At 69.4% G+C, this 18,911-nt stretch carries 14 protein-coding genes; 4 read left to right on the top strand and 10 right to left on the bottom strand.

Annotated elements, in window-relative coordinates:
• Nucleotides 1-52: 52 nt before the first annotated feature.
• Nucleotides 53-1,771 carry a long-chain-fatty-acid--CoA ligase gene (locus ASD34_RS25970; protein ID WP_056584218.1) on the top strand — a complete coding sequence of 573 codons (1,719 nt, stop codon included), beginning with the start codon at nucleotides 53-55 and terminating at the stop codon, nucleotides 1,769-1,771.
• Nucleotides 1,772-1,774: 3 nt separating this feature from the next.
• On the opposite strand, the gene ASD34_RS25965 is transcribed toward ASD34_RS25970, so the two are convergent.
• The 7 genes from ASD34_RS25965 to ssb all read right to left on the bottom strand — a co-directional run bounded on the left by ASD34_RS25965 (nucleotide 1,775) and on the right by ssb (nucleotide 9,114).
• Nucleotides 1,775-2,767, bottom strand: a complete 993-nt coding sequence (locus ASD34_RS25965; protein ID WP_056584708.1) for an LLM class flavin-dependent oxidoreductase — start codon at nucleotides 2,765-2,767, stop codon at nucleotides 1,775-1,777.
• Nucleotides 2,768-2,810: 43 nt separating this feature from the next.
• Nucleotides 2,811-4,475, bottom strand: a complete 1,665-nt coding sequence (locus ASD34_RS25960; RefSeq protein WP_056584214.1) for an FxLYD domain-containing protein — start codon at nucleotides 4,473-4,475, stop codon at nucleotides 2,811-2,813.
• A gap of 28 nt (nucleotides 4,476-4,503) precedes the next feature.
• Entirely contained in the window at nucleotides 4,504-5,109 is a 606-nt protein-coding gene (locus ASD34_RS25955; RefSeq protein ID WP_056584212.1) for a hypothetical protein, read from the bottom strand.
• A 16-nt stretch (nucleotides 5,110-5,125) separates the two neighbouring features.
• Nucleotides 5,126-6,919, bottom strand: coding sequence for a VanW family protein (locus ASD34_RS25950; protein WP_235510258.1), 1,794 nt, complete (start codon nucleotides 6,917-6,919; stop codon nucleotides 5,126-5,128).
• Nucleotides 6,916-7,521: a DUF6891 domain-containing protein gene (locus ASD34_RS25945; protein ID WP_056584205.1), complete on the bottom strand. Its 606-nt coding sequence runs from the start codon at nucleotides 7,519-7,521 to the stop codon at nucleotides 6,916-6,918. Before ASD34_RS25945 ends, ASD34_RS25950 begins: the two co-directional genes overlap by 4 nt.
• 297 nt (nucleotides 7,522-7,818) lie before the next feature.
• Entirely contained in the window at nucleotides 7,819-8,199 is a 381-nt protein-coding gene (locus ASD34_RS25940; RefSeq protein WP_056584202.1) for a hypothetical protein, read from the bottom strand.
• A gap of 369 nt (nucleotides 8,200-8,568) precedes the next feature.
• The gene (ssb, locus tag ASD34_RS25935) at nucleotides 8,569-9,114 is read right to left on the bottom strand and encodes a single-stranded DNA-binding protein (RefSeq protein WP_056584199.1); all 546 of its coding nucleotides are present in this window, start codon (nucleotides 9,112-9,114) and stop codon (nucleotides 8,569-8,571) included.
• A 107-nt stretch (nucleotides 9,115-9,221) separates the two neighbouring features.
• Here ssb and ASD34_RS25930 point away from each other — a divergent pair, with 107 nt between their 5' ends.
• The 3 genes from ASD34_RS25930 to ASD34_RS25920 are packed head-to-tail and all read left to right on the top strand — an operon-like array spanning nucleotide 9,222 to nucleotide 14,712.
• Nucleotides 9,222-10,628: a chloride channel protein gene (locus ASD34_RS25930; protein WP_056584197.1), complete on the top strand. Its 1,407-nt coding sequence runs from the start codon at nucleotides 9,222-9,224 to the stop codon at nucleotides 10,626-10,628.
• Nucleotides 10,629-10,646: 18 nt separating this feature from the next.
• Nucleotides 10,647-13,766 (top strand): excinuclease ABC subunit UvrA, encoded by a 3,120-nt coding sequence (gene uvrA / locus ASD34_RS25925; RefSeq protein ID WP_056584195.1) that lies wholly within the window; start codon nucleotides 10,647-10,649, stop codon nucleotides 13,764-13,766.
• Nucleotides 13,767-13,812: 46 nt separating this feature from the next.
• Entirely contained in the window at nucleotides 13,813-14,712 is a 900-nt protein-coding gene (locus ASD34_RS25920; protein ID WP_056584192.1) for a DMT family transporter, read from the top strand.
• A gap of 2 nt (nucleotides 14,713-14,714) precedes the next feature.
• Here ASD34_RS25920 and ASD34_RS25915 read toward each other — a convergent pair whose 3' ends face one another.
• The 3 genes from ASD34_RS25915 to ASD34_RS25905 are packed head-to-tail and all read right to left on the bottom strand — an operon-like array spanning nucleotide 14,715 to nucleotide 18,737.
• On the bottom strand, nucleotides 14,715-15,482 hold the full coding sequence (locus ASD34_RS25915; protein ID WP_200937662.1) for a GntR family transcriptional regulator: 768 nt from the start codon (nucleotides 15,480-15,482) through the stop codon (nucleotides 14,715-14,717).
• A gap of 1 nt (nucleotide 15,483) precedes the next feature.
• Complete coding sequence (locus ASD34_RS25910; protein ID WP_056584190.1) at nucleotides 15,484-17,253, bottom strand: glycerol-3-phosphate dehydrogenase/oxidase; 1,770 nt, start codon at nucleotides 17,251-17,253, stop codon at nucleotides 15,484-15,486.
• Nucleotides 17,250-18,737, bottom strand: coding sequence for an FGGY family carbohydrate kinase (locus ASD34_RS25905; RefSeq protein WP_056584187.1), 1,488 nt, complete (start codon nucleotides 18,735-18,737; stop codon nucleotides 17,250-17,252). The genes ASD34_RS25910 and ASD34_RS25905 overlap by 4 nt, the downstream gene beginning before the upstream one ends.
• Nucleotides 18,738-18,911: the final 174 nt, after the last annotated feature.

Here is an 18,911-nt window from a genome sequence, read left to right as displayed (position 1 = left end):
GATGCGAAAGGCCGGCGCTACAGTGACCCGAAACACAGCGGAGACACGACGCATGGCGAACCTTCCCCCTTCTGGCGACACCCTTCCCTGGACGCGCAACTACCCGCCCGGCATGCGCTGGGACGCCGAACTGCCCGTCAAGCCGGTGCAGCAGATGCTCGACGAGGCGGTCGCGCGCTGGCCCGACCACTCGGCCGTCGAGTTCATGGGCCAGTCGCTGACCTACCGCCAGCTCGGCGACGCAGTCGACCGCGCCGCCAAGGGCCTGCAGGACCTGGGCGTGAAGCCAGGCGTGCACGTCGGCCTCTACCTGCCGAACACACCGCACTACCCGATCGCCTTCTTCGCCGTGCTCAAGGCCGGCGGCACGGTCGTGAACTACTCGCCGCTGGACGCCGAGCGCGTGCTGGCCCACAAGATCGAGGACAGCCGCACCGACATCCTCGTCACGCTCGACCTCGTGAACCTGTATCCGCTGATGGCGCGCCTGCTCGACAGCTCGCGCCTGAAGACGCTGGTGGTCGGCAGCCTCGGCGACCACGGCGCGGCGGGCGACAAGGTGCAGGCGCAACTGCAGGCCGCAGGCCAGATCGCGCCCGTGCCCACCGATGCGCGCCACGTGCGCTTCACCGACCTGCTCCAAAGCGAAGGCACGCACCAGACCTACCCGCTGGGCGACCTGGCCGAAGAGATCGTGGTGCTGCAGTACACGGGCGGCACCACGGGCCTGCCCAAGGGCGCGATGCTCACGCACGCCAACCTCACGTCGGCTTCGGCGCAGTACTACGAATCGACGCGCGGCGAGCCACCGATCCTCGACGAAGGCAAGGAGCGCTTCCTGGTCGTGCTGCCGCTGTTCCACATCTTCGCGCTGAGCGCAGCGATGCTGCTGGGCGTGCGCCTGGGCGCGGCGCTGGTGCTGCACACGCGCTTCGACGTCGACGCGGTGATGAACGAACTCGCGGCCAGCAGGATCAGCGTGTTCCCCGGCGTGCCGACCATGTACACCGCCATCCTGTCGCACCCCAAGGCCAGGGAGATGGACCTGCGCTCGCTGAAGTTCTGCGGCTCGGGCGGCGCGCCGCTGCCGGTGGAGGTGGAGCAGCGCTTCTTCGAACTGACGGGCTGTCACCTCAACGAAGGCTGGGGCATGACCGAGACCTCGCCCGTGGGCACCTTCACGCCCGCACGTGGCGTGCGCAAGGCCGGCTCGTGCGGCATGCCGCTGCCGCAGGTGCGCATCAAGCTCGTGAACCTCGACGATCCGACGAAGGACGTGACCACGTTCGGCGAACCGGGCGAGCTGTGCGTGCAGGGCCCGAACGTCATGAAGGGCTACTGGAACAACCCGAAGGCCACCGCCGAGTCGATGACGGCCGACGGCTACTTCCGCAGCGGCGATGTCGCGAAGATGGACGCCGACGGCTACCTCTACATCGTCGACCGCACCAAGGACATGCTGCTGTGCGGCGGCTACAACGTCTATCCGCGCGTGCTCGAAGAGGCGGTGTACGAGCACCCGTCGGTGGCCGAGGTCTGCGTGATCGGCGTGCCCGACGCGTACCGCGGCCAGTCGCCCAAGGCCTTCGTGAAGCTCAAGGACGGCGCAGACGACCTCACGCTCGACACGCTCAAGTCTTTCCTGAAGAACCGCCTGGGCAAGCACGAGATGATCGGCGCGCTCGAAATCCGCGCCGAGCTGCCCAAGACCGCCGTGGGCAAGCTCTCGAAGAAGGACCTCGTGGACGAGGAAGCCCGCAAGCGGGCCTGATCCTCAGGCCTGCTTCTGACCGAATGCCTCGGCCAGCAGCTCGTACGAGCGCAGCCGGGCGGCGTGGTCGAACACCTGCGAAGTGATCATGAGTTCGTCGGCGCCGGTGCGCGCCACGAACGCTTCCACGCCCTGCTTCACGGTCTCGACCGAGCCCACGGCCGAGCACGACAGCACCGAGTCGAGCAGCGCGTTCTCCGCCGGCCCGACCTTCTGGCGGTAGTTCTCGACCGGCGGCGGCAGGCGCCCGGGACGGCCACTGCGCAGGTTCACGAAAGCCTGCTGCCACGAGGTGGCGCGGAACTCGGCCTCGGCGTCGGTGTCGGCCGCGAACACGTTGAAGCCCAGCATCACGTAGGGCTTGCTCAGTTGCGCCGAGGGCTTGAAGGTCTCGCGGTAGATCTGGATGGCCTGCATGATCTGCTGCGGCGCGAAGTGCGAGGCGAAGGCGTACGGCAGCCCCAGGTGCGCTGCGAGCTGAGCGCCGAAGGTGCTCGACCCGAGGATCCACACCGGCACTTCGAGCCCCGCGCCCGGCACGGCGCGCACGGCCTGCTGCGGATTCTTCGACATGAAGTCCATGAGTTCCATCACGTCCTGCGGGAACTGGTCGGCGTCGGACTCCAGGTTGCGCCGCAGGGCGCGCGCGGTGCGCTGGTCGGAACCGGGCGCGCGGCCCAGGCCGAGGTCGACACGGCCCGGGTACAGCGACTCCAGCGTGCCGAACTGTTCGGCGATCACCAGCGGCGAGTGGTTGGGCAGCATCACGCCGCCGGCGCCGATGCGGATGGTGGAGGTGCCCGCGCCCACGTACGACAGCAGCACGGCCGTGGCCGCGCTCGCGATGCCCGGCATGCCGTGGTGCTCGGCGAGCCAGTAGCGCGTGTAGCCCAGCTTCTCGCCGTGCTGCGCCAGCGACAGCGAGTTGCGGAACGACTGCGCGGCATCGCTGCCTTCGGTGATCGGGGAGAGGTCGAGGATCGAAAGCGGAATCATGGCGCGATCATGGCGCGAACCGCCCATGCCGTCACGCACGGGGCTATTCGGTTTGGTATAGCGTCCCGACGCTCGCGAAATCGCGGCCGTGCTGCGTCACGTGGACCTGGAAGGGCACGCTCTCGCCCGGCGCAATGGCCGGCAGGTTCTCGACCACCTTGAAGCCGGTCAGCTGGTCGTTGCGGTCGCGCAGGCTCACCCACAGGCGCACCTTGGCCGCGATGGCCGTGCCGGGGTTCTTCACCGTGCCCGTGACCTCCACGCTCTTGTAGGTGAAGCGCTGGCTGAAGTTGAGCAGCACGCTGCCGGTGCCGGCCTTGGTGCCCGTCACCTGCACCTCCAGCGGCTTGCGCGGGCCAGGCAATGCGGCGCGGCGCATCGGCTTCCACTCGACGCGGGTCTGCGTGATGCGGTCCACGGCCCTCGGCTCGAACAGGATCGGAAAGCGCTCGCCCGGATACAGGTAGGCCAGCTCGTCGAGACGCGTGGTGCCGTCGGCCGTGCTGCCGCCGAAGCGCGAGATCACCGCGCCGGGCGTGATTGCCACGGCGTCGGTGCTGCGGTTCACCAGCTCGGTCATGAAAAGCGGCCGCTGGATCGTGCTGCGTCCCGCCACCAGCGGCAGCAGCTCGAGCTGCCGCGGGTCGAAGCGCTCGCTGTCCTCGGCCAACAGGTCTTCAGTGCTCAGCCGCAGGTCGGGGTGGAAGACCTCCGGCCCGCCGGTCGCGCGGATCACGCGGTCGGCACTCAGCACCGTCGTACGCGAGCCCGAGGGCGCGACCGTGCGGTAACCGACGCGGTAGTCCCACGCCGCAATGGCGGTGCCACGGCCGAAGCGGCTGATGTCGACATCGATCGCGGTACGCCCCCCGGGCTCCAGCATGGAGCCCGGCGCATGGCCGCGACCCGTGCCGATCACCTGGCCCGCATCGTCGTACAGCGTGACAAGCGCCTCGATGCTGCCCAGTGCGGGTGCCCCCGGCGCACCCGCATGCACGATGCGGCCGGCCAGGCGCACGCGCTCGCCCTGCTGCACCAGCCGCCGGCGCGAGAACACCAGCCGCGGCCCTTCGGCGGCGCTGCGCGGTTCGGACAGCTTCTCGACCGTGACATCCTGCCGCGTGACGTTCTTGCCCGACGGCAGGTCGACCACCACGGGCGCGGACTCGCCGGGCATCAGCACGTCGATCGGCAACGATTCGCTGCGCTCGCTCAGCCGGGTGTCGCCATCGTGGAACACGACCTTCAGGCTGGGCCGTTCGAGCGGCCGGCCGGTTTCGTTGCGCGCCAGCACCCACAGCTTCGGCCGCTCGCCGACGAGCACCTGGCGCGGCTCGGAGAGCTTCAGGCCGTCCGTCGGGATGGTGCGGTCGACGATCGCGCGCGCCACCGTGGGCACGTTGTTCTGCTTGCCCGAACCGAACAGCAGCATCGCGACCTGGATGGCCAGCGCCACGCCGACAAAGCCGATCACGACGAAGCCGATCATGCGCAGCATCTGCTTCTGGCGCAGCGCCTGTTCGGCCGCGATCTGCTGGCCGGCGTGGTGCTTGACCTGCTGCAGCACGCGCTCGAGGCGGTCGGACACGTCGTCTTCGACCAGTGACATCGAACCGCAGTGCGAGCAGGTGTATTCGTTCAGGCCGGTGCGGCGCAGCGCGCTGCTGCCGCACTCGCCGCATTTGAGGGTCTGCAGGTCGATGCTCATGGCGCTTCTTTTTCTCTTCGTTCGTCCCTTACCAGCCGAACACATCGACGATGTCTTCAGCCACCGCGGCGCTGCCCAGCAGCGGCACGAGCCGCTCGATCAGCCGCGCGCGATGCACCGGATCGACTTCGCAGTCGTCCTCGTCGGTGAAGATGGCGTCGCCCGCTTCGTTCCACACCTGGCCGATGGTGCCGAGGCAGGCGGCCATCTCGAAGATGTCGGCGAAGAGCGGATCGTCTTCCTGCCATGTGCCCGTGCCGTGCATCGCGAACTGGATCGCGCCGGTGCGCAGGTCGAAGATGAACGGGTCGGCGCCCTGATCGGCCACCACCAGCCAATGCTCGGGCCAGTCGGCAATGCGCTCGCCGGTGATGCCGTGCCAGCGGTAGCCCGCCTGCAGCTGCCACAGGCGCGAGAGCGCGGGAATGCTGAACGGGTTGCCGGTGGTCGGCACGGTGAGGCCGGCATGGCCCACGCGGTCATTGACCCAGTCGCCGAGCGGGCCGACCTGTTCGTAGAAGGTGGCGATGGCGGCGGGCAAGGCCAGCTCGCCGTGCCAGTGCTCGGCGGCGAGTTGCGGCGCCAGCGCGCCATGAGGTGCCAGGGCCGCGCGGGCCTGTTCGATCGATGCCACGTGTGTTGTTCTCCGTTCAGGCCACACAGGCGGCCTGCAATGCGATACGCAGTGCGCCGATGTCGCCGGGTGCGACCTCGTGCACGCCCGGCACGCCGGCCAGGCCGCAGGCCGTCGATGCCACCACGGGCACGCCGGCCGCCACGGCGCGCAGCAGTGCGCGCGGTGCATGTTCGACGTGTGCGGGCAGCACGACGACGCTCGCATCAGCCAGCCAGTCGCCCTGCCAGTTCGCGTGTTGAATGGGTTGGATGCCCTGCCAGAGCTGCACGTCGTCCGACGGCGACCCCAGCACACGCAGGCGGCACGGCCAGCCTTGCAGCGCGGCTGCGAGTTCGCGCGCACCCTTGCGAGCCAGCGCGCTTGCGGCGAACACGACGAGCGGCGGTTCTTGACGCGCGCTGTGCGTGGCCTTCACCTGCGGCAGTGCCCATTCGAGCCGCTGCAGTGTGGCCTGCAGTGCGTACTGCGCCATGGCCTGCGCCACCGCGGCATGCGGCGTGACGACGATTGCCGCGCAGGCGAGCGCCAGCGCCTCGTCGCGCACCAGCGACGCCTCGGCGCGAAAGTCGCGCAAGGTCGCATCGCCGGGCCAGCGCTGCGATGCCGCATCGAGCGTCTGTTCGATGTCGGCCATCGGCAAGGCGCTGGCCAACAGGGTGATGCGGCGCCCATCGAGCGCGCCGAGGCGCTGCAGGTGCGGCAGCAGTGACTGCTCCACCACGAGGTGGGTGTGCGAAGGTGCCAGCCGTGCGGCAAAGGCTTGCGCGAGCCAGCGCTGGCCGTCGATCAGGCTGGCTTGGCGTTGGCCCGCGTGCCGCGCCCAGAGCCGCTGCCACGCGGCGCGTCGCAGGCTCGCGGCCCACGGTGTGGTCACCTGGCCTTTCGTCTCGGACTCGCGATGCCAGCCTGCAGCAGGCACGCGCCAGAACGCGAGCCGCAGCGGCACGGGTTGCATGCGTTGCGCCTGCGGATGCACCCCGCGCAAGTAGCGCGCGAACTCCGGCGTCCAGCCATCGACGAGCGCCACGGTGCCCCCTTCAGGACCGACGTCGATGAGCGACCGATGGCGAAAGCACGTCGTCTGGTCGCAGCTCAGGCAGCCGCGTGCCAACGGCAACACGGTGGGCGCGTCGTCGTTCGTGCGCCGCAGCGTGACGGGTTCGATCGACACTGCCAGCGGCGTACGCGCGCGAATGCGCACCACGAGTTCGGTGTCGGTCAGCATCACCTCGAGCCGCCATGCGTGCCGCGCGCGCAGCTTGAGGTCGACGTAGTTCCAGAACACCGTCGCATCGATGGCGTCGCTGTCGGGCATGACGGCCTGTTCGATGCGTGCCGTGTGCCCGTGACGCTCGACCAGTTCAAGCCCCGCGCGAACGGCCACGGTGGCGAGCGCGTTCGACAGCTGGCACAGCCCGCCGGCCAGCGTCGGCACGACACAGCCGCCACGCACCTCGCGCCCGACCACGAAGCCGCGACCTGGGCCCGGTCGCCCCAGCTGGCGCCAGAAGCTCAGCACTTCGCCGGCCGGGACCTCGATGGCGTCGAACGCAGATCGCGCCACGCGCAGGTTCTGCACCTTGCCGGCGACCAGGGGAAATTCGCCGGCACGGCCGTCGGTCCACAAGGGGGTTCGGTGCTGCGCGAGCACCGGCGCATCGGCCAGTGCGTGTTGGCCACGGGGCCAGCGCCGGGCCGAGGGCCGCAGGGTTTCGCGCAGGGCGTGGGCCGTGGCGAGCAGCCGCGAGCGCAGCCAGAAGTCGATCGCATCGATGCGGCGCGGCGGCTGCCAGGCCTGCACGCTCACGCGGCGGGGCCTCGCTTGCGCCATTGGCCGAGGTCGGCTTCGATGCGCTCGTTGATGTTGCCGCTCCATTGCGCGCCGAAGCCGGCCTCGCGCAGCAGTTCGACGATGCGATGGCCGATCACGACGGTGTTGGCTTCGCGCTGCGCGATCTCGGGAATCATGCCGCCGCTGAAGGCGAGGTACAGGCGGCCGGTGCGCACGGCGCCGTCGAGGTCCTGTGCGTGATAGAAGCAGCAGCCGCGGATGCCGGACTCGAGCCGCCCCGCTGCACGCCACTGTTCGCGCACGTCGTCGTGGCCGTCGGACAGCGTGTTGCCGGCGCGATGCAGGGCAATGATCTTTTCGCTGCGCAGTTGTGCGAACACGGCGTCGAGCCGGTCGTACTCGGTCTGTGCAGGCCACTGCGCCTCGGCGGCGCGCTTGGCGGCGCAGGCGCGCGCGGTTTCGGCCTTGATCCAGGCACGGTCCTCGGACGTGAGCTCATCGGGATCGAGGTACTCGTCAGTGATCATCCAGCCGATGTCGGCATCGGCGTGAAAGCCGCTCCACACCAGGTCGTGGATGCGTCCGCGCGTGTCTTCGGGGTCGAGAGTGAGGGCCATGCGTAGTGGGTCGTCGCGGGGTCGGCGACGGATCATGCTTTCATTTTTCGCGGTCGGAACGACGCTCGATTCTCGCGTGTTCGCACCGCGGCGATGCGTTAATGCGAAAGCATGCGCTCTGGCAGCCGTCCCTCCCGCGCCCAAATCATGAAGGATGCGCACGGCCAAGGCAATGTGACTTTCGGCCAAAAAGTCGCTGTCATCGCCCATGAAAAAAGCCGGTCCTGCGTTGGCAGGGCCGGCTTCCATGAAGACCTGGGTCGTTCGCCGAGTGCATCGGCGAAGCGTTCGGGCCGCTTACAGCGGCAGTGCGTCGCCGTGGGCGGCAGCGCGGGCTGCGGCGCGAACCGCGGCGCGGTCGACGGTGCTGGCGACGATCGGAGCCACGCCCGACGAAGCGCCTTCGGCATACGGGTCGGCGCTGTGCGCAGCGGCGACAGCGTCGGCACGCACGGCAGCGCGGCTGGTCGTCGAGACGATCACTTGCGCGGGGCCGGCGTTGGCGCCGGTGGCGTAGGGGTTGGCGCTGTGGGCGGCCACGGCGGCTTGTGCAGCGACGTCGGCGCGGCTGGCGGCCGAGGTCAGCTGATGCACGCCTTCATAGCTTTCGGCATGGGCGGCGCCGGCAACGGCCATCAGGGCAACAGCAACGGCGGAGAGGATCTTCGAGGCGGTCATTTGGATTTCTTCCTTCTTCAATTCAGTTCAAGTTCTTGCTTTGGATGTCGAACCGGTCTTGGGTGGGTCACCGCCCCTCTCTGTTCTTTTTCGGAGGGCGGCCACCTCGCTCGGGGCCCTGTTCACCCAGATCAGCTTTGAGGGCTGGTCCGTGAGATGAATTGTGCGCCGCGATCTAGGTAAAAACCCGTAGCAAAACGAACCGCGGTGTTCACGGATTCGAAACAATTGAAGGGAAGTGAGACGCGAGTCCCTCGGCGAGGGGAAAAAACAAAAACGCGCGTCCCCTTTTCGGGAACGCGCGTTTCTGTGGAGTCGCACGGATCGCAGCGCATTCGCCCCAAAGGACGACGGCTGCGGCTCGCTGGATCAGAACGGAATGTCGTCGTCCATGTCGTCGAAGCCCGACGACGACTTGGCCGGCGCCTGGCGGGGCGCCGGTGCCGGCGCGCGCGGTGCAGCGGCTGCGGGGGCACGCGGAGCGTAGCCGCCACCGCCGCCACCTTGGGAATACCCACCGCCACCGCCTTGCGAGTAGCCGCCGTCGTCGTCGCTCGGACCCGACGGGCCGCCCTGGCCCTGGCGGCTGCCCAGCATCTGCATCTGGTCGGCGCGGATTTCGGTGGTGTACTTTTCGATGCCGTCCTTGTCGGTCCACTTGCGCGTGCGCAGCGAACCTTCGACGTAGACCTGCGAGCCCTTGCGCAGGTACTGGCCGGCGATTTCGGCCAGGCGGCCATTGAACACGATGCGGTGCCATTCGGTGGCTTCGCGCATCTCGCCGCTTTGCTTGTCTTTCCAGCGATCGGTGGTGGCCACGGTGACGTTCGCGACCTGATCGCCGCTCGGGAAGGTCCGCATTTCGGGGTCGCGCCCCAGGTTGCCGACGACGATGACTTTATTGACCGATGCCATATGCACTGCCCCTGATAAGTAGATGAAGGAGGAGGAAAAAAGAACCCTCGATTGTGCCCCAAGGCGACCTGCCGAGCCTCCGGGGGATGCCAGAATGGCCTTTACCGATGAACCGAGAACCCGACTTTTTCGAGCATCTGCGCGCCGAGTTGCGCGGCGGCCGCGTCTGGCTCGACCGGGCCATCGTGCTGGGCTACGCCATCGCGGCGGGACTGTTCGTGGTGGGCTTCACCTTCGCCACCGACTGGGTCTTCGGCCAGTTCCACCGCTTCTACCGCGCCTGGCCCTGGGCCGTGCTGCTGACGATGCCGCTGATCACGGCCGGCATCGTGTGGGCGACGCTGCGCTTCTTCCCCGGCGCGGGTGGCTCGGGCATTCCGCAGATCAAGGCCGCGCTGCATCCGGCGCTGCCCGAAGAGCGGCGCTTCGCTTTCGCGTCTCTGCGGCTAACGGTCGCCAAGATCGGGCTCGGCGTGGCGGGTTTCGCGGCGGGCCTCTCGATCGGGCGCGAAGGCCCGTCGGTGCAGGTCGCGGCCGGCGTGATGCAGCACGCACGGCGCTGGCTCTCGCCCAACAGCACCATCGACGCACGCGCCCTGCTGGTGGCCGGCGGCGCCGCCGGCATCGCCGCGGCCTTCAACGCGCCGCTGGCGGGTGTGGTGTTCGCCATCGAGGAGCTGTCGGGCCGGCTGGAGGCGCGCTCCAGCGGCCTGATCATCACGGCCATCGTGCTGGCCGGCCTGGTGGCTGTCTCGGCATTCGGCAACACCAGCTACTTCGGCGTGATTCGCGTCCCGCGGCTGGGCTGGGACGCGCTGGGTCCCGGCCTCTTGGTCACGCTGCTGAGCGGCGCGGCGGGCGGCTTGTTCGCGCGGCTGCTGATCGCCTCGCTCACCGGCGGCGCGTCCGGGCGCTTGCAGTGCTGGCGGGCGCGCTTTCCGGTGCGCTTCGCAGCCGCTGGCGGGTTGGCGATCGCCGTCATCGGGCTGGTGACGGGCGGCGTGACCTTCGGCGCAGGCTCCGAAGCGGTCAAGGAGATGCTGCGGGGCCACGACCAGCTGACGCCGCTCTACACCGTGCTGAAGTTCATCGCCACCTGGCTCACCGCCTGGTGCGGCGTGCCGGGCGGCATCTTCGCGCCCTCGCTCTCCATCGGCGCGGGCATCGGGGACGCGGTGGCCCAGCTGGCGAACAGCGACCTGGGACCTGCCCTCATCGCGATGGGCATGGCCGGCTTCCTGGCTGCGGTGACGCAGGCGCCGCTGACCGCGTTCATCATCGTCATGGAAATGGTCGACGGCCATTCGATGGTGCTCAGCCTCATGGCGGCGGCCATGCTGGCCAGCCTGGTCTCGCGGATGATCAGCCGCCCGCTGTACGAGACGCTGGCCGAGCACATGGTCGGCCGGGCCGTCGGCAGCGCCGAACCGGTGCATGCGCCACCCCCAGCGCCGGCACCATCGCCGCAGACAGCCTCCGCACCGGGCCCCTCGCAACCCGCCTCCTGGCCATGAATTGACGGGCGCACTATCATGTCCGGTTGCCCTCGGACGATCGCCCCCTTGAATTCCAAAGCCACTGAAGACATCGCCGCCAACGAGGAAAGCGCCCGCGATGCGCAACTCGAACGCGACACCTACCTCGGCGCGGTGCTGGCGCAGCAGCGCATCAGCATCCGGGGCGCGCGCACCCACAACCTGAAGAACGTCGACCTCGACATTCCGCGCAACAAGCTGGTGGTCATCACCGGCCTGTCGGGCTCGGGCAAGTCGAGCCTGGCGTTCGACACGCTGTACGCCGAAGGGCAGCGACGCTACGTGGAAAGCCTCTCGGCCTATGCGCGGCAGTTCCTGCAGCTCATGGACAAGCCCGACGTCGACGTGATCGAGGGCCTGTCGCCCGCGATCAGCATCGAGCAGAAGGCCACCAGCCACAATCCGCGCTCCACCGTGGGCACGGTGACCGAGATCCACGACTACCTGCGCCTGCTGTACGCGCGCGCCGGCACGCCCTTCTGCCCCGACCACCACCTGCCGCTGCAGGCGCAGACGGTCTCGCAGATGGTCGACGCCACGCTGGCCCTGCCCGACGAGCCGCGCCTGATGATCCTGGCGCCCGTGGCACGCGAGAAGAAAGGCGAGTTCGTCGAGCTGTTCACCGAGATGCAGGCCGCCGGCTACGTGCGCTTCCGCGTCGACGGGCAAACGTACGAATACAACGACCTGCCCAAGCTCAAGAAGACCGAGAAGCACGACATCGACGTGGTGATCGACCGGCTGCGCGCGCGCCCCGACATGCAGCAGCGCCTGGCCGAGAGCTTCGAGGCCGCGCTTCGGCTGGCCGAAGGCCGCGCCATTGCGCTGGAGCTGGGCGCCGAGGGTGCACCCGACAAGGAGCACCTGTTCAACGCCAAGTTCGCCTGCCCGATCTGCCACTACTCGCTGTCGGAACTCGAACCGCGCCTGTTCTCGTTCAACTCGCCCGTGGGCGCCTGCCCGAGCTGCGACGGCCTGGGCCACCGCGAGGTGTTCGACCCGGTGCGCGTGGTGGCGTTTCCGTCGCTGTCGATCGCCAGCGGCGCCATCAAGGGCTGGGACCGCCGCAACGGCTACTACTTCAGCATGATCGAGAGCGTCGCCAAGCACTACAAGTTCGACGTCGACGCGCCCTTCGAATCGCTGCCGGCCTCGGTGCAGCAGACGCTGCTGCACGGCTCGGGCGGTGAAGAGATCAAGTTCAACTACACCATGGAGTCGGGCAACTTCGCGGGCAAGAAGCTCACGAAGAAGCATCCCTTCGAGGGGATCATCCCGAACATGACGCGGCGCTACCGCGAGACCGATTCGGTGATGGTGCGCGAAGACCTCGCACGCTTTCGCAACCAGCAGCCCTGCCCCGATTGCGGCGGCTCGCGGCTGCGGCGCGAGGCGCGCAACGTGTTCCTGGTGGACGACGCCGGGCACGTGGGCGCGAACGGCGGCGAGCCGCCGCGCATGGCGATCTTCGAACTGAGCCACCTCACGCTGCGCGATGCCTATGCCTGGTTCAGCACGCTCAAGCTGCGCGGCGCCAAGGCCGACATCGCCGACAAGGTGGTGCGCGAGATCGGCCTGCGCCTGAAATTCCTGAACGACGTGGGCCTCAATTACCTGAGCCTGGACCGCAGCGCCGAGACGCTCTCGGGCGGCGAGGCGCAGCGCATCCGCCTGGCGTCGCAGATCGGCTCGGGCCTCACGGGCGTGATGTACGTGCTCGACGAGCCCAGCATCGGCCTGCACCAGCGCGACAACGACCGGCTCATCGGCACGCTCAAGCATCTGCGCGACATCGGCAACAGCGTGATCGTGGTCGAGCACGACGAGGACATGATCCACGCCGCCGACCACGTCATCGACATGGGCCCCGGCGCCGGCGTGCACGGCGGGCGCGTGATGGCGCAGGGCAGCTACGCCGAGGTGTCGGCCAACCCCGACTCGCTCACGGGCCAGTACCTCTCGGGCGCCAAGAAGATCGAGGTGCCGAAACACCGCACCGCCTGGCTGCCCGCCGTGAAGAAGCCGGCCTTCAACGAAGGCAAGAAGCCTTCGCGCTTTCCGCAGAGCCCCGCCGCCGAACGACGCGCCGCGCGCGAAGCGGCCCACCTCGCGTCGCAGACCGACCTGCAGGAAATCCGTGTCGTCGGCGCGACCGGCAACAACCTGAAGAACGTGAGCGTCGCCTTCCCCGTGGGCCTGCTGACCTGCGTGACGGGCGTCTCGGGCTCGGGCAAGTCGACGCTCGTGAACGACACGCTCTACACCGCCGTGGCGCGCACGCTGTACCGCGCGCACGAAGAGCCGGCCGCGCACGAGTCGGTGGAAGGCATCGAGTACTTCGACAAGGTCATCAACGTCGACCAGTCGCCCATCGGGCGCACGCCGCGCAGCAACCCGGCCACCTACACGGGCCTGTTCACGCCCATCCGCGAGCTGATGGCCGAGACCAACACCGCGCGCGAGCGCGGCTACGGCCCGGGCCGCTTCAGCTTCAACGTGGCCGGTGGCCGCTGCGAGGCCTGCCAGGGCGACGGCGTGGTGAAGGTCGAGATGCACTTCCTGCCCGACGTCTACGTGCCCTGCGAGGTCTGCCACGGCCAGCGCTACAACCGCGAGACGCTCGAGGTCCAGTACAAGGGCAGGAACATCGCGCAGATCCTCGAGATGACGGTCGAGGTGGCGCACGAGTTCCTGAAAGCCGTGCCCACCATCGAGCGCAAGCTGCGCACGCTGCTGGACGTGGGCCTCTCGTACATCAAGCTCGGCCAGTCGGCCACGACGCTGTCGGGTGGCGAGGCGCAGCGCGTGAAGCTCGCGCTCGAACTCAGCAAGCGCGACACCGGTCGCACGCTGTACATCCTCGACGAACCGACCACCGGCCTGCACTTCGCGGACATCGAGCTGCTGCTGAAGGTACTGCACCAGCTGCGCGACGCGGGCAACACCATCGTCGTCATCGAGCACAACCTGGACGTCATCAAGACCGCCGACTGGCTCATCGACATGGGCCCCGAAGGCGGCGCCGGCGGCGGCACGGTGGTGGGCGAAGGCACGCCGGAAGACATCGCGGCGAACGAGGCGAGCCACACGGGGCGCTACCTCAAGCGCCTGCTGTAGCCGCGCCGCCAGCACGAATGCGCGGGCCGCGCCACAATCGCGGCCCATGCCTTCCTTCACGCCGCGCCAGTTCGTTCTTCTTGTCCTCCTCACCCTCGCGTGGGGCTTCAACTGGCCGGTGATGAAGCTCGGCGTGGCCGACTACCCGCCGCTGGCTTTTCGCGCGATTTCGATCTGGCTGGGCGTGCCCGTGCTGGCGATCGCGCTGGTGGTGATGAAGGTGCCGTTTCGCGTGCCGCGCAGCGCCTGGCCCGAGCTGGTGTGGCTGGGCGCGACCAACATGTTCGTCTGGCACGCCTGCATCATCCTGGCGGTGAAGGCGCTGTCGGGCGGGCGCGCCGCGATCCTGGGCTACACGATGCCGGTGTTCTCGGCGGTCATCGGCGCGCTGCTGTTCTCGGCCGTGCTCACGCGGCGTGCGTGGACCGGCGTGGGTGCCTGCGCCATCGGCGTCGGGCTGCTGCTGTGGCACGAACTCACCGACTTCGCGGGCCGGCCCGGCTACGTGGCGCTGGCGCTGGTGGCCGCCGCCACCTGGGCGCTGGGCACGCAGTTGCTGCGCCACACGCGCATCGGCCTGCCGACGCTCACGCTCTCGTTCTGGATGACGCTCATGACGGCCGTGGTGATGACGGTGCTGTCGCTGCTGTTCGAACGCGGCCAGTGGCGCTCGCCGGGCGCCGTGACCTGGGGATCGATCGCCTACAACGCGGTGTTGATCTTCGGCTTCGCGCACGCGGCGTGGTTCTACCTGGCGCGCGGCCTGCCGCCGGTGGCCTCAACCCTGAGCGTGATGTTCATCCCCGTGCTCGGCGTGTTCAGCGGCGCGGTGTGGCTCGGCGAGGTCGTGCACTGGCAGGACTGGGTGGCGGTGGCGCTGATGATGGTCGCCATCGCCTCGGTGCTCTTGCCTTCACGCAGCAGCAGCAGCAGCGCGAAGGCCTGAGCTCAGGTCGTCGTCTGCACGTGCAGGCGGCTGGTCTTGCAGCGGTGCAGCGCGCGATAGTGTTCCAGCGGCCGGCCGTTGGCGCCGTAGGCGATCGATTCGATGCGCAGCAGCGGCTCGGGCTGCGGCAGGTCGAGCAGGCGGCAGGTTTCCGCGTCGGGCAGCACGGCATCGATCCAGCGTTCGGCGCGCACCAGCCGCACGCCGTACTGGCGGCGCAGCACGTCGTAGAGCGAGCGGTCGTCCAGCCGCGTGCGGTGCAGGCCCGGTGCCAGGTCGGCGGGCACGGCCGTCTCGACCAAGAGGCGCAGTTCGCCATCGACGCTGCGCAGGCGCTTGAGGCCGACCACTTGCGCGTCTTCGGTGAGGCCCAGCGCGGCGGCTTCCTGCGCGGTGGCGGCGCGCAGTTCCTGCACGAGGATCTGCGTGCGCACCGAGCGGCCCTTGCGTTCCATCTCGTCGGAAAAGCCCAGCACGGTGGACACGAAGTCTTCGTCGCGCTCGCGCGCCGACACGAAGGCGCCGCGGCCCTTGATCTTGTAGATGAGGTTGTTGCGCACCAGGTCGGCCAGCGCCTCGCGCACGACGATGCGCGAGATGCCGAACTGCTCGCCGAGCTCGGCCTCGGACGGCAGCTTGGCGCCGATGGGCAGCTCGCCCTGCAGGATCTGCAGCCGGATCGCGTCGCGGAACTGCGCCCACAGCGGCGATTCGGAGTTGCGGTCGAGCGAGGTCGTCGACACGGTGTCGGGGGCGGTGGTGAGGGTCACGTTAGGTCGGGCCGAGGACGGGGCTGGCCATCAATGATGCATCGAAAGCGGAAGGCGCCGGCTCGTTGGCCGCCACCGGTTGCAGGCGCACGCCGTGGCGCTCGCGCAGCGCAGCGGCACAGGCACGCAGCTCTTCGTGTGCACGGGCCGCGTCCCAGCCGAGGGCTTCGGCGGCCACGCCAGCGATCTCGGCGAGCGCGTCATCGGTGACCAGCCCGCGGATGGCCAGCAGCGTGCGGCGGATCACGAGATCGTCCAGGTGCACGACGCCGGTCTCCATGCACAGGTACGAGAGCTCGGCCGCCGAGTACTCGGGCGCATGGCGCAGCGGCGTGTCGCCCAAGGCCGCGAGGCGCTGCGCCAGCGGCAGCGCCTTCGAGCCGTAGCGGCGCAGCAGGCCCAGCGCGCGTGCGCGGCCCAGGCCCGAGCCGGCCGTCATCTTGTCGATGAAGCGTTCGGTGGCGGCCGCGTCGGCCGGCAGCTCGGCGCCGCCGCCGATGGGCAGCGACTGGGTCGAGGCGGTGCGCGAGCGGCCCAGGTGGCGCAGCACGTGGTCGGTGGCTTCCTCGGCCAATGCGCGGAAGGTGGTCCACTTGCCGCCCACGAGGCCGACGATGGGCACGTCGCGCGTCGCGCTTGGCGGGTCGACCACCACCGAATGGTCGCGCGAGATCTGGCCCGGCTTGTCGGCGTCGGAACGCGCCAGCGGGCGCACGCCGACGTAGGTGTAGATCACGTGGTTGCGGTCGAAGGCCATGTTCGGGAACACCTCGCGCAGCACGTCGATCAGGTAGTCGATCTCGGCCGGCTCGGTGACGATCTGGTCGGGATCTTCCACCGGGATGTCGGTGGAGCCCACCAGCACGCGGTCGAGGAAGGGGTAGACGATGCACACGCGCCCGTCCACCGCCTCGAAGTAGGCCATGCGGCCTTCGAGCGCGTCGCGCAGCGCCGGGTGATCGAGCACGAGGTGCGAGCCCTTGGTGCCCATCACGCGCGGGCCGGCGCCGCCGAGCACGGCCGCGCTCCGGTCGAGCCAGGCACCGGTGGCGTTCACCACGGTGTCGGCCGTGACGCGCACCAGCGCGCCGGTGATCTCGTCGCGCAGCGTGAGGATGTTGCCCGCGCAGCCCGTCACACGGCAGTAGTTGGACGCCACCGAGCGCGGCTGGTCGCGGCAGGCGTCGCCGATGAGTTCGAGGATCAGCCATTCGGGATGGCTGATCCAGGCATCGAAGAAGGTGGCGGTCCAGCGGATGGCGGCGCGGAACAGGCGGCGGTCGCTGGTGGGCACGCGGCTGATGCGGTGGCCCGGCATCACGCGCTGGCGCCGGCCCAGCAGGTCGTACAGGCGCAGGCCCGCGGCCACGGCCAGCAGGCCGCGCGTGCGCTGCGGCGGCGTGCGGCCGAAGAACTTGAGCGCGCTGCTCATCAGGCCGCCGAAGAAGCTCGACAGCGGCACCACGGTCTTCAGCGGCTGCACCAGGTGCGGCGCGTTGCGCAGCAGCAGGTTGCGCTCGCGCGTGGCCTCGGCCACCAGCGAGAAGCTGCCGTTTTCGAGGTAGCGCAGGCCGCCGTGGATCATGCGCGAGGGCGCGCTGCTGGCGCCGGCGCCGAAGTCGCCCTTGTCGACGATGAGGCAATCGACGCGCTGCAGCGACAGGTCTCGGAACACGCCCACGCCATTGATGCCGGCGCCGACGATCACCGTCGAAAAATGACGGCCCTCAAGAGAGGCTGGGCGGACAAAGGGCAGTTGCCACGCGCTCATGACGCACCGCCCGAAAGATGGTTGAAGACTGGAGACATGCGATCGATCAGTTCGTTGAATTCGGCGTTGAAATCGGCATGGGCCCGCGCGTCGCGCGCGTCGGGCTCGATGAGTTCGCAGGACGCGCGCAGCGGGCTGGCGGGGCCCGCGTCGTCGAGGTCCTGCGACATCGCGGCATACAGGGCGGCGCCGCGCGCGCCGGTTTCGTCGTCGGCGCAGCGCTCGACCGGGTGGCCCAGCAGCGCCGCGAGCAGGCGCACCAGGCGCGCATCGCTGGCGCCGCCGCCCAGCACGCTGGAGGCCGACACCGGCAGGCCCTGCGACGCGAGGCGCGCGGTGTGGCGCGCATGCAGCGCGGCCACGGCATCGACGACGGCACGCGCCATGTCGGCGGGCGTGTGGTGGCTCTTGAGCCCGACGAAGCCGGCCGTGATGCCGCCTCCGCCATTGATGAAAGGCAGGAAGCGCAGACCGTTCGCGCCCAGCGGCACGCCCATGGCGAGGTCGACCACGGCGCGCGCATCGGGCAGCCCGAGCGCCCCGGCCAGCCACGCGATGTTGGCCATCGACGAGGGGCTGTTCTCCATGTACAGGCGTTCGCGCGTGCGGCCGAAGTTGACGAGCGCGGCGACCTCGGGCTGCGGCGCGACCACCGGACCGATGACGGCGTTGACGCACCACGTGCCCAGCACCGACACGGCACGGCCGCGGTCTTCGGCGCCGATGGCGGTCATCGAGGCGAGCAGGTCGATGGCACCCATCGCCACCGGAATGCCGGCGGGCAGGCCGCACAGCGCCGCCTCGGCCGTGCGCAGCCGGCCCATCGTCTGGCCGCTGGGCACCAGCGGGCCGAAGGCGCGCGGCCCGAGGCCGTCGATGCCCGCGACCTCGAAGGCCAGGGGCGACCAGTCGCCGGTGGCCAGCGTGAGCAGGCCGGCGGTGCTGGCGTCGCTCGCGTCGGTGGCGATCTCGCCGGTCAGCAGGAAGCCGAGGTAGTCCTTGGCGAACAGCAGGCGGTGCAGTTCACCGCGCTGCACGGCGTCGGCGCCCAGCAGCTCGGCCGCGATCACGGTGGGTTGCCCGGGCCAGGGGCGGCAGCCCACGTCCGCGAACAGCCGGTCGCCGTGGCGTGCCGAGAGGGCGAGTGCGCGCGCATCGGCGCGCTGGTCGGTGGAGGCGACGGCGCGGCCGCCCACGAGGTGGTGGTGTGCATCGAGCGCGTACAGGCCCGCCCCGTGGCCGGTGCAGCCGATGGCGCACACGTCCGCGGCGCGCGGGCCGAGCTGGTGCGCCACGTCGCCGAGCACGTGGGTCAGCCCCGCGCGGATCGCCGCCTCGCCCACCTCGCAGCCGCCGCCGGGCAGCCGCGCATGCCGCAGGGGCAGGCGCGACACGGCCAGGCTGCGCCCGCTCCCCGCGTCCAGGGCCAGCGCCTTCAGGCTGCTCGAGCCCATGTCGATGCCGATCAGTATTTTGGTCTTCATGTCATAACAGCTTCGGCGGAAAAAAAGACTGTCACCAGTAGCGTTTCCCCTAGTTATCGGGTGAAACGGCCCGCCATTACATTCTAGCCTGTCATAACAACTGTCGTGACACCACGGTCCACAGGCTCGCCACCCAACGGCGAGCCGAAAGCTCTGCCAGTCAACGTGAGGAGA

Source organism: Variovorax sp. Root473 (assembly GCF_001426505.1).
Lineage (GTDB): Bacteria > Pseudomonadota > Gammaproteobacteria > Burkholderiales > Burkholderiaceae_C > Variovorax.
The sequence above is the reverse complement of the archived record's forward strand: the minus strand, read 5'-3'. Positions and strand labels throughout refer to the sequence as shown.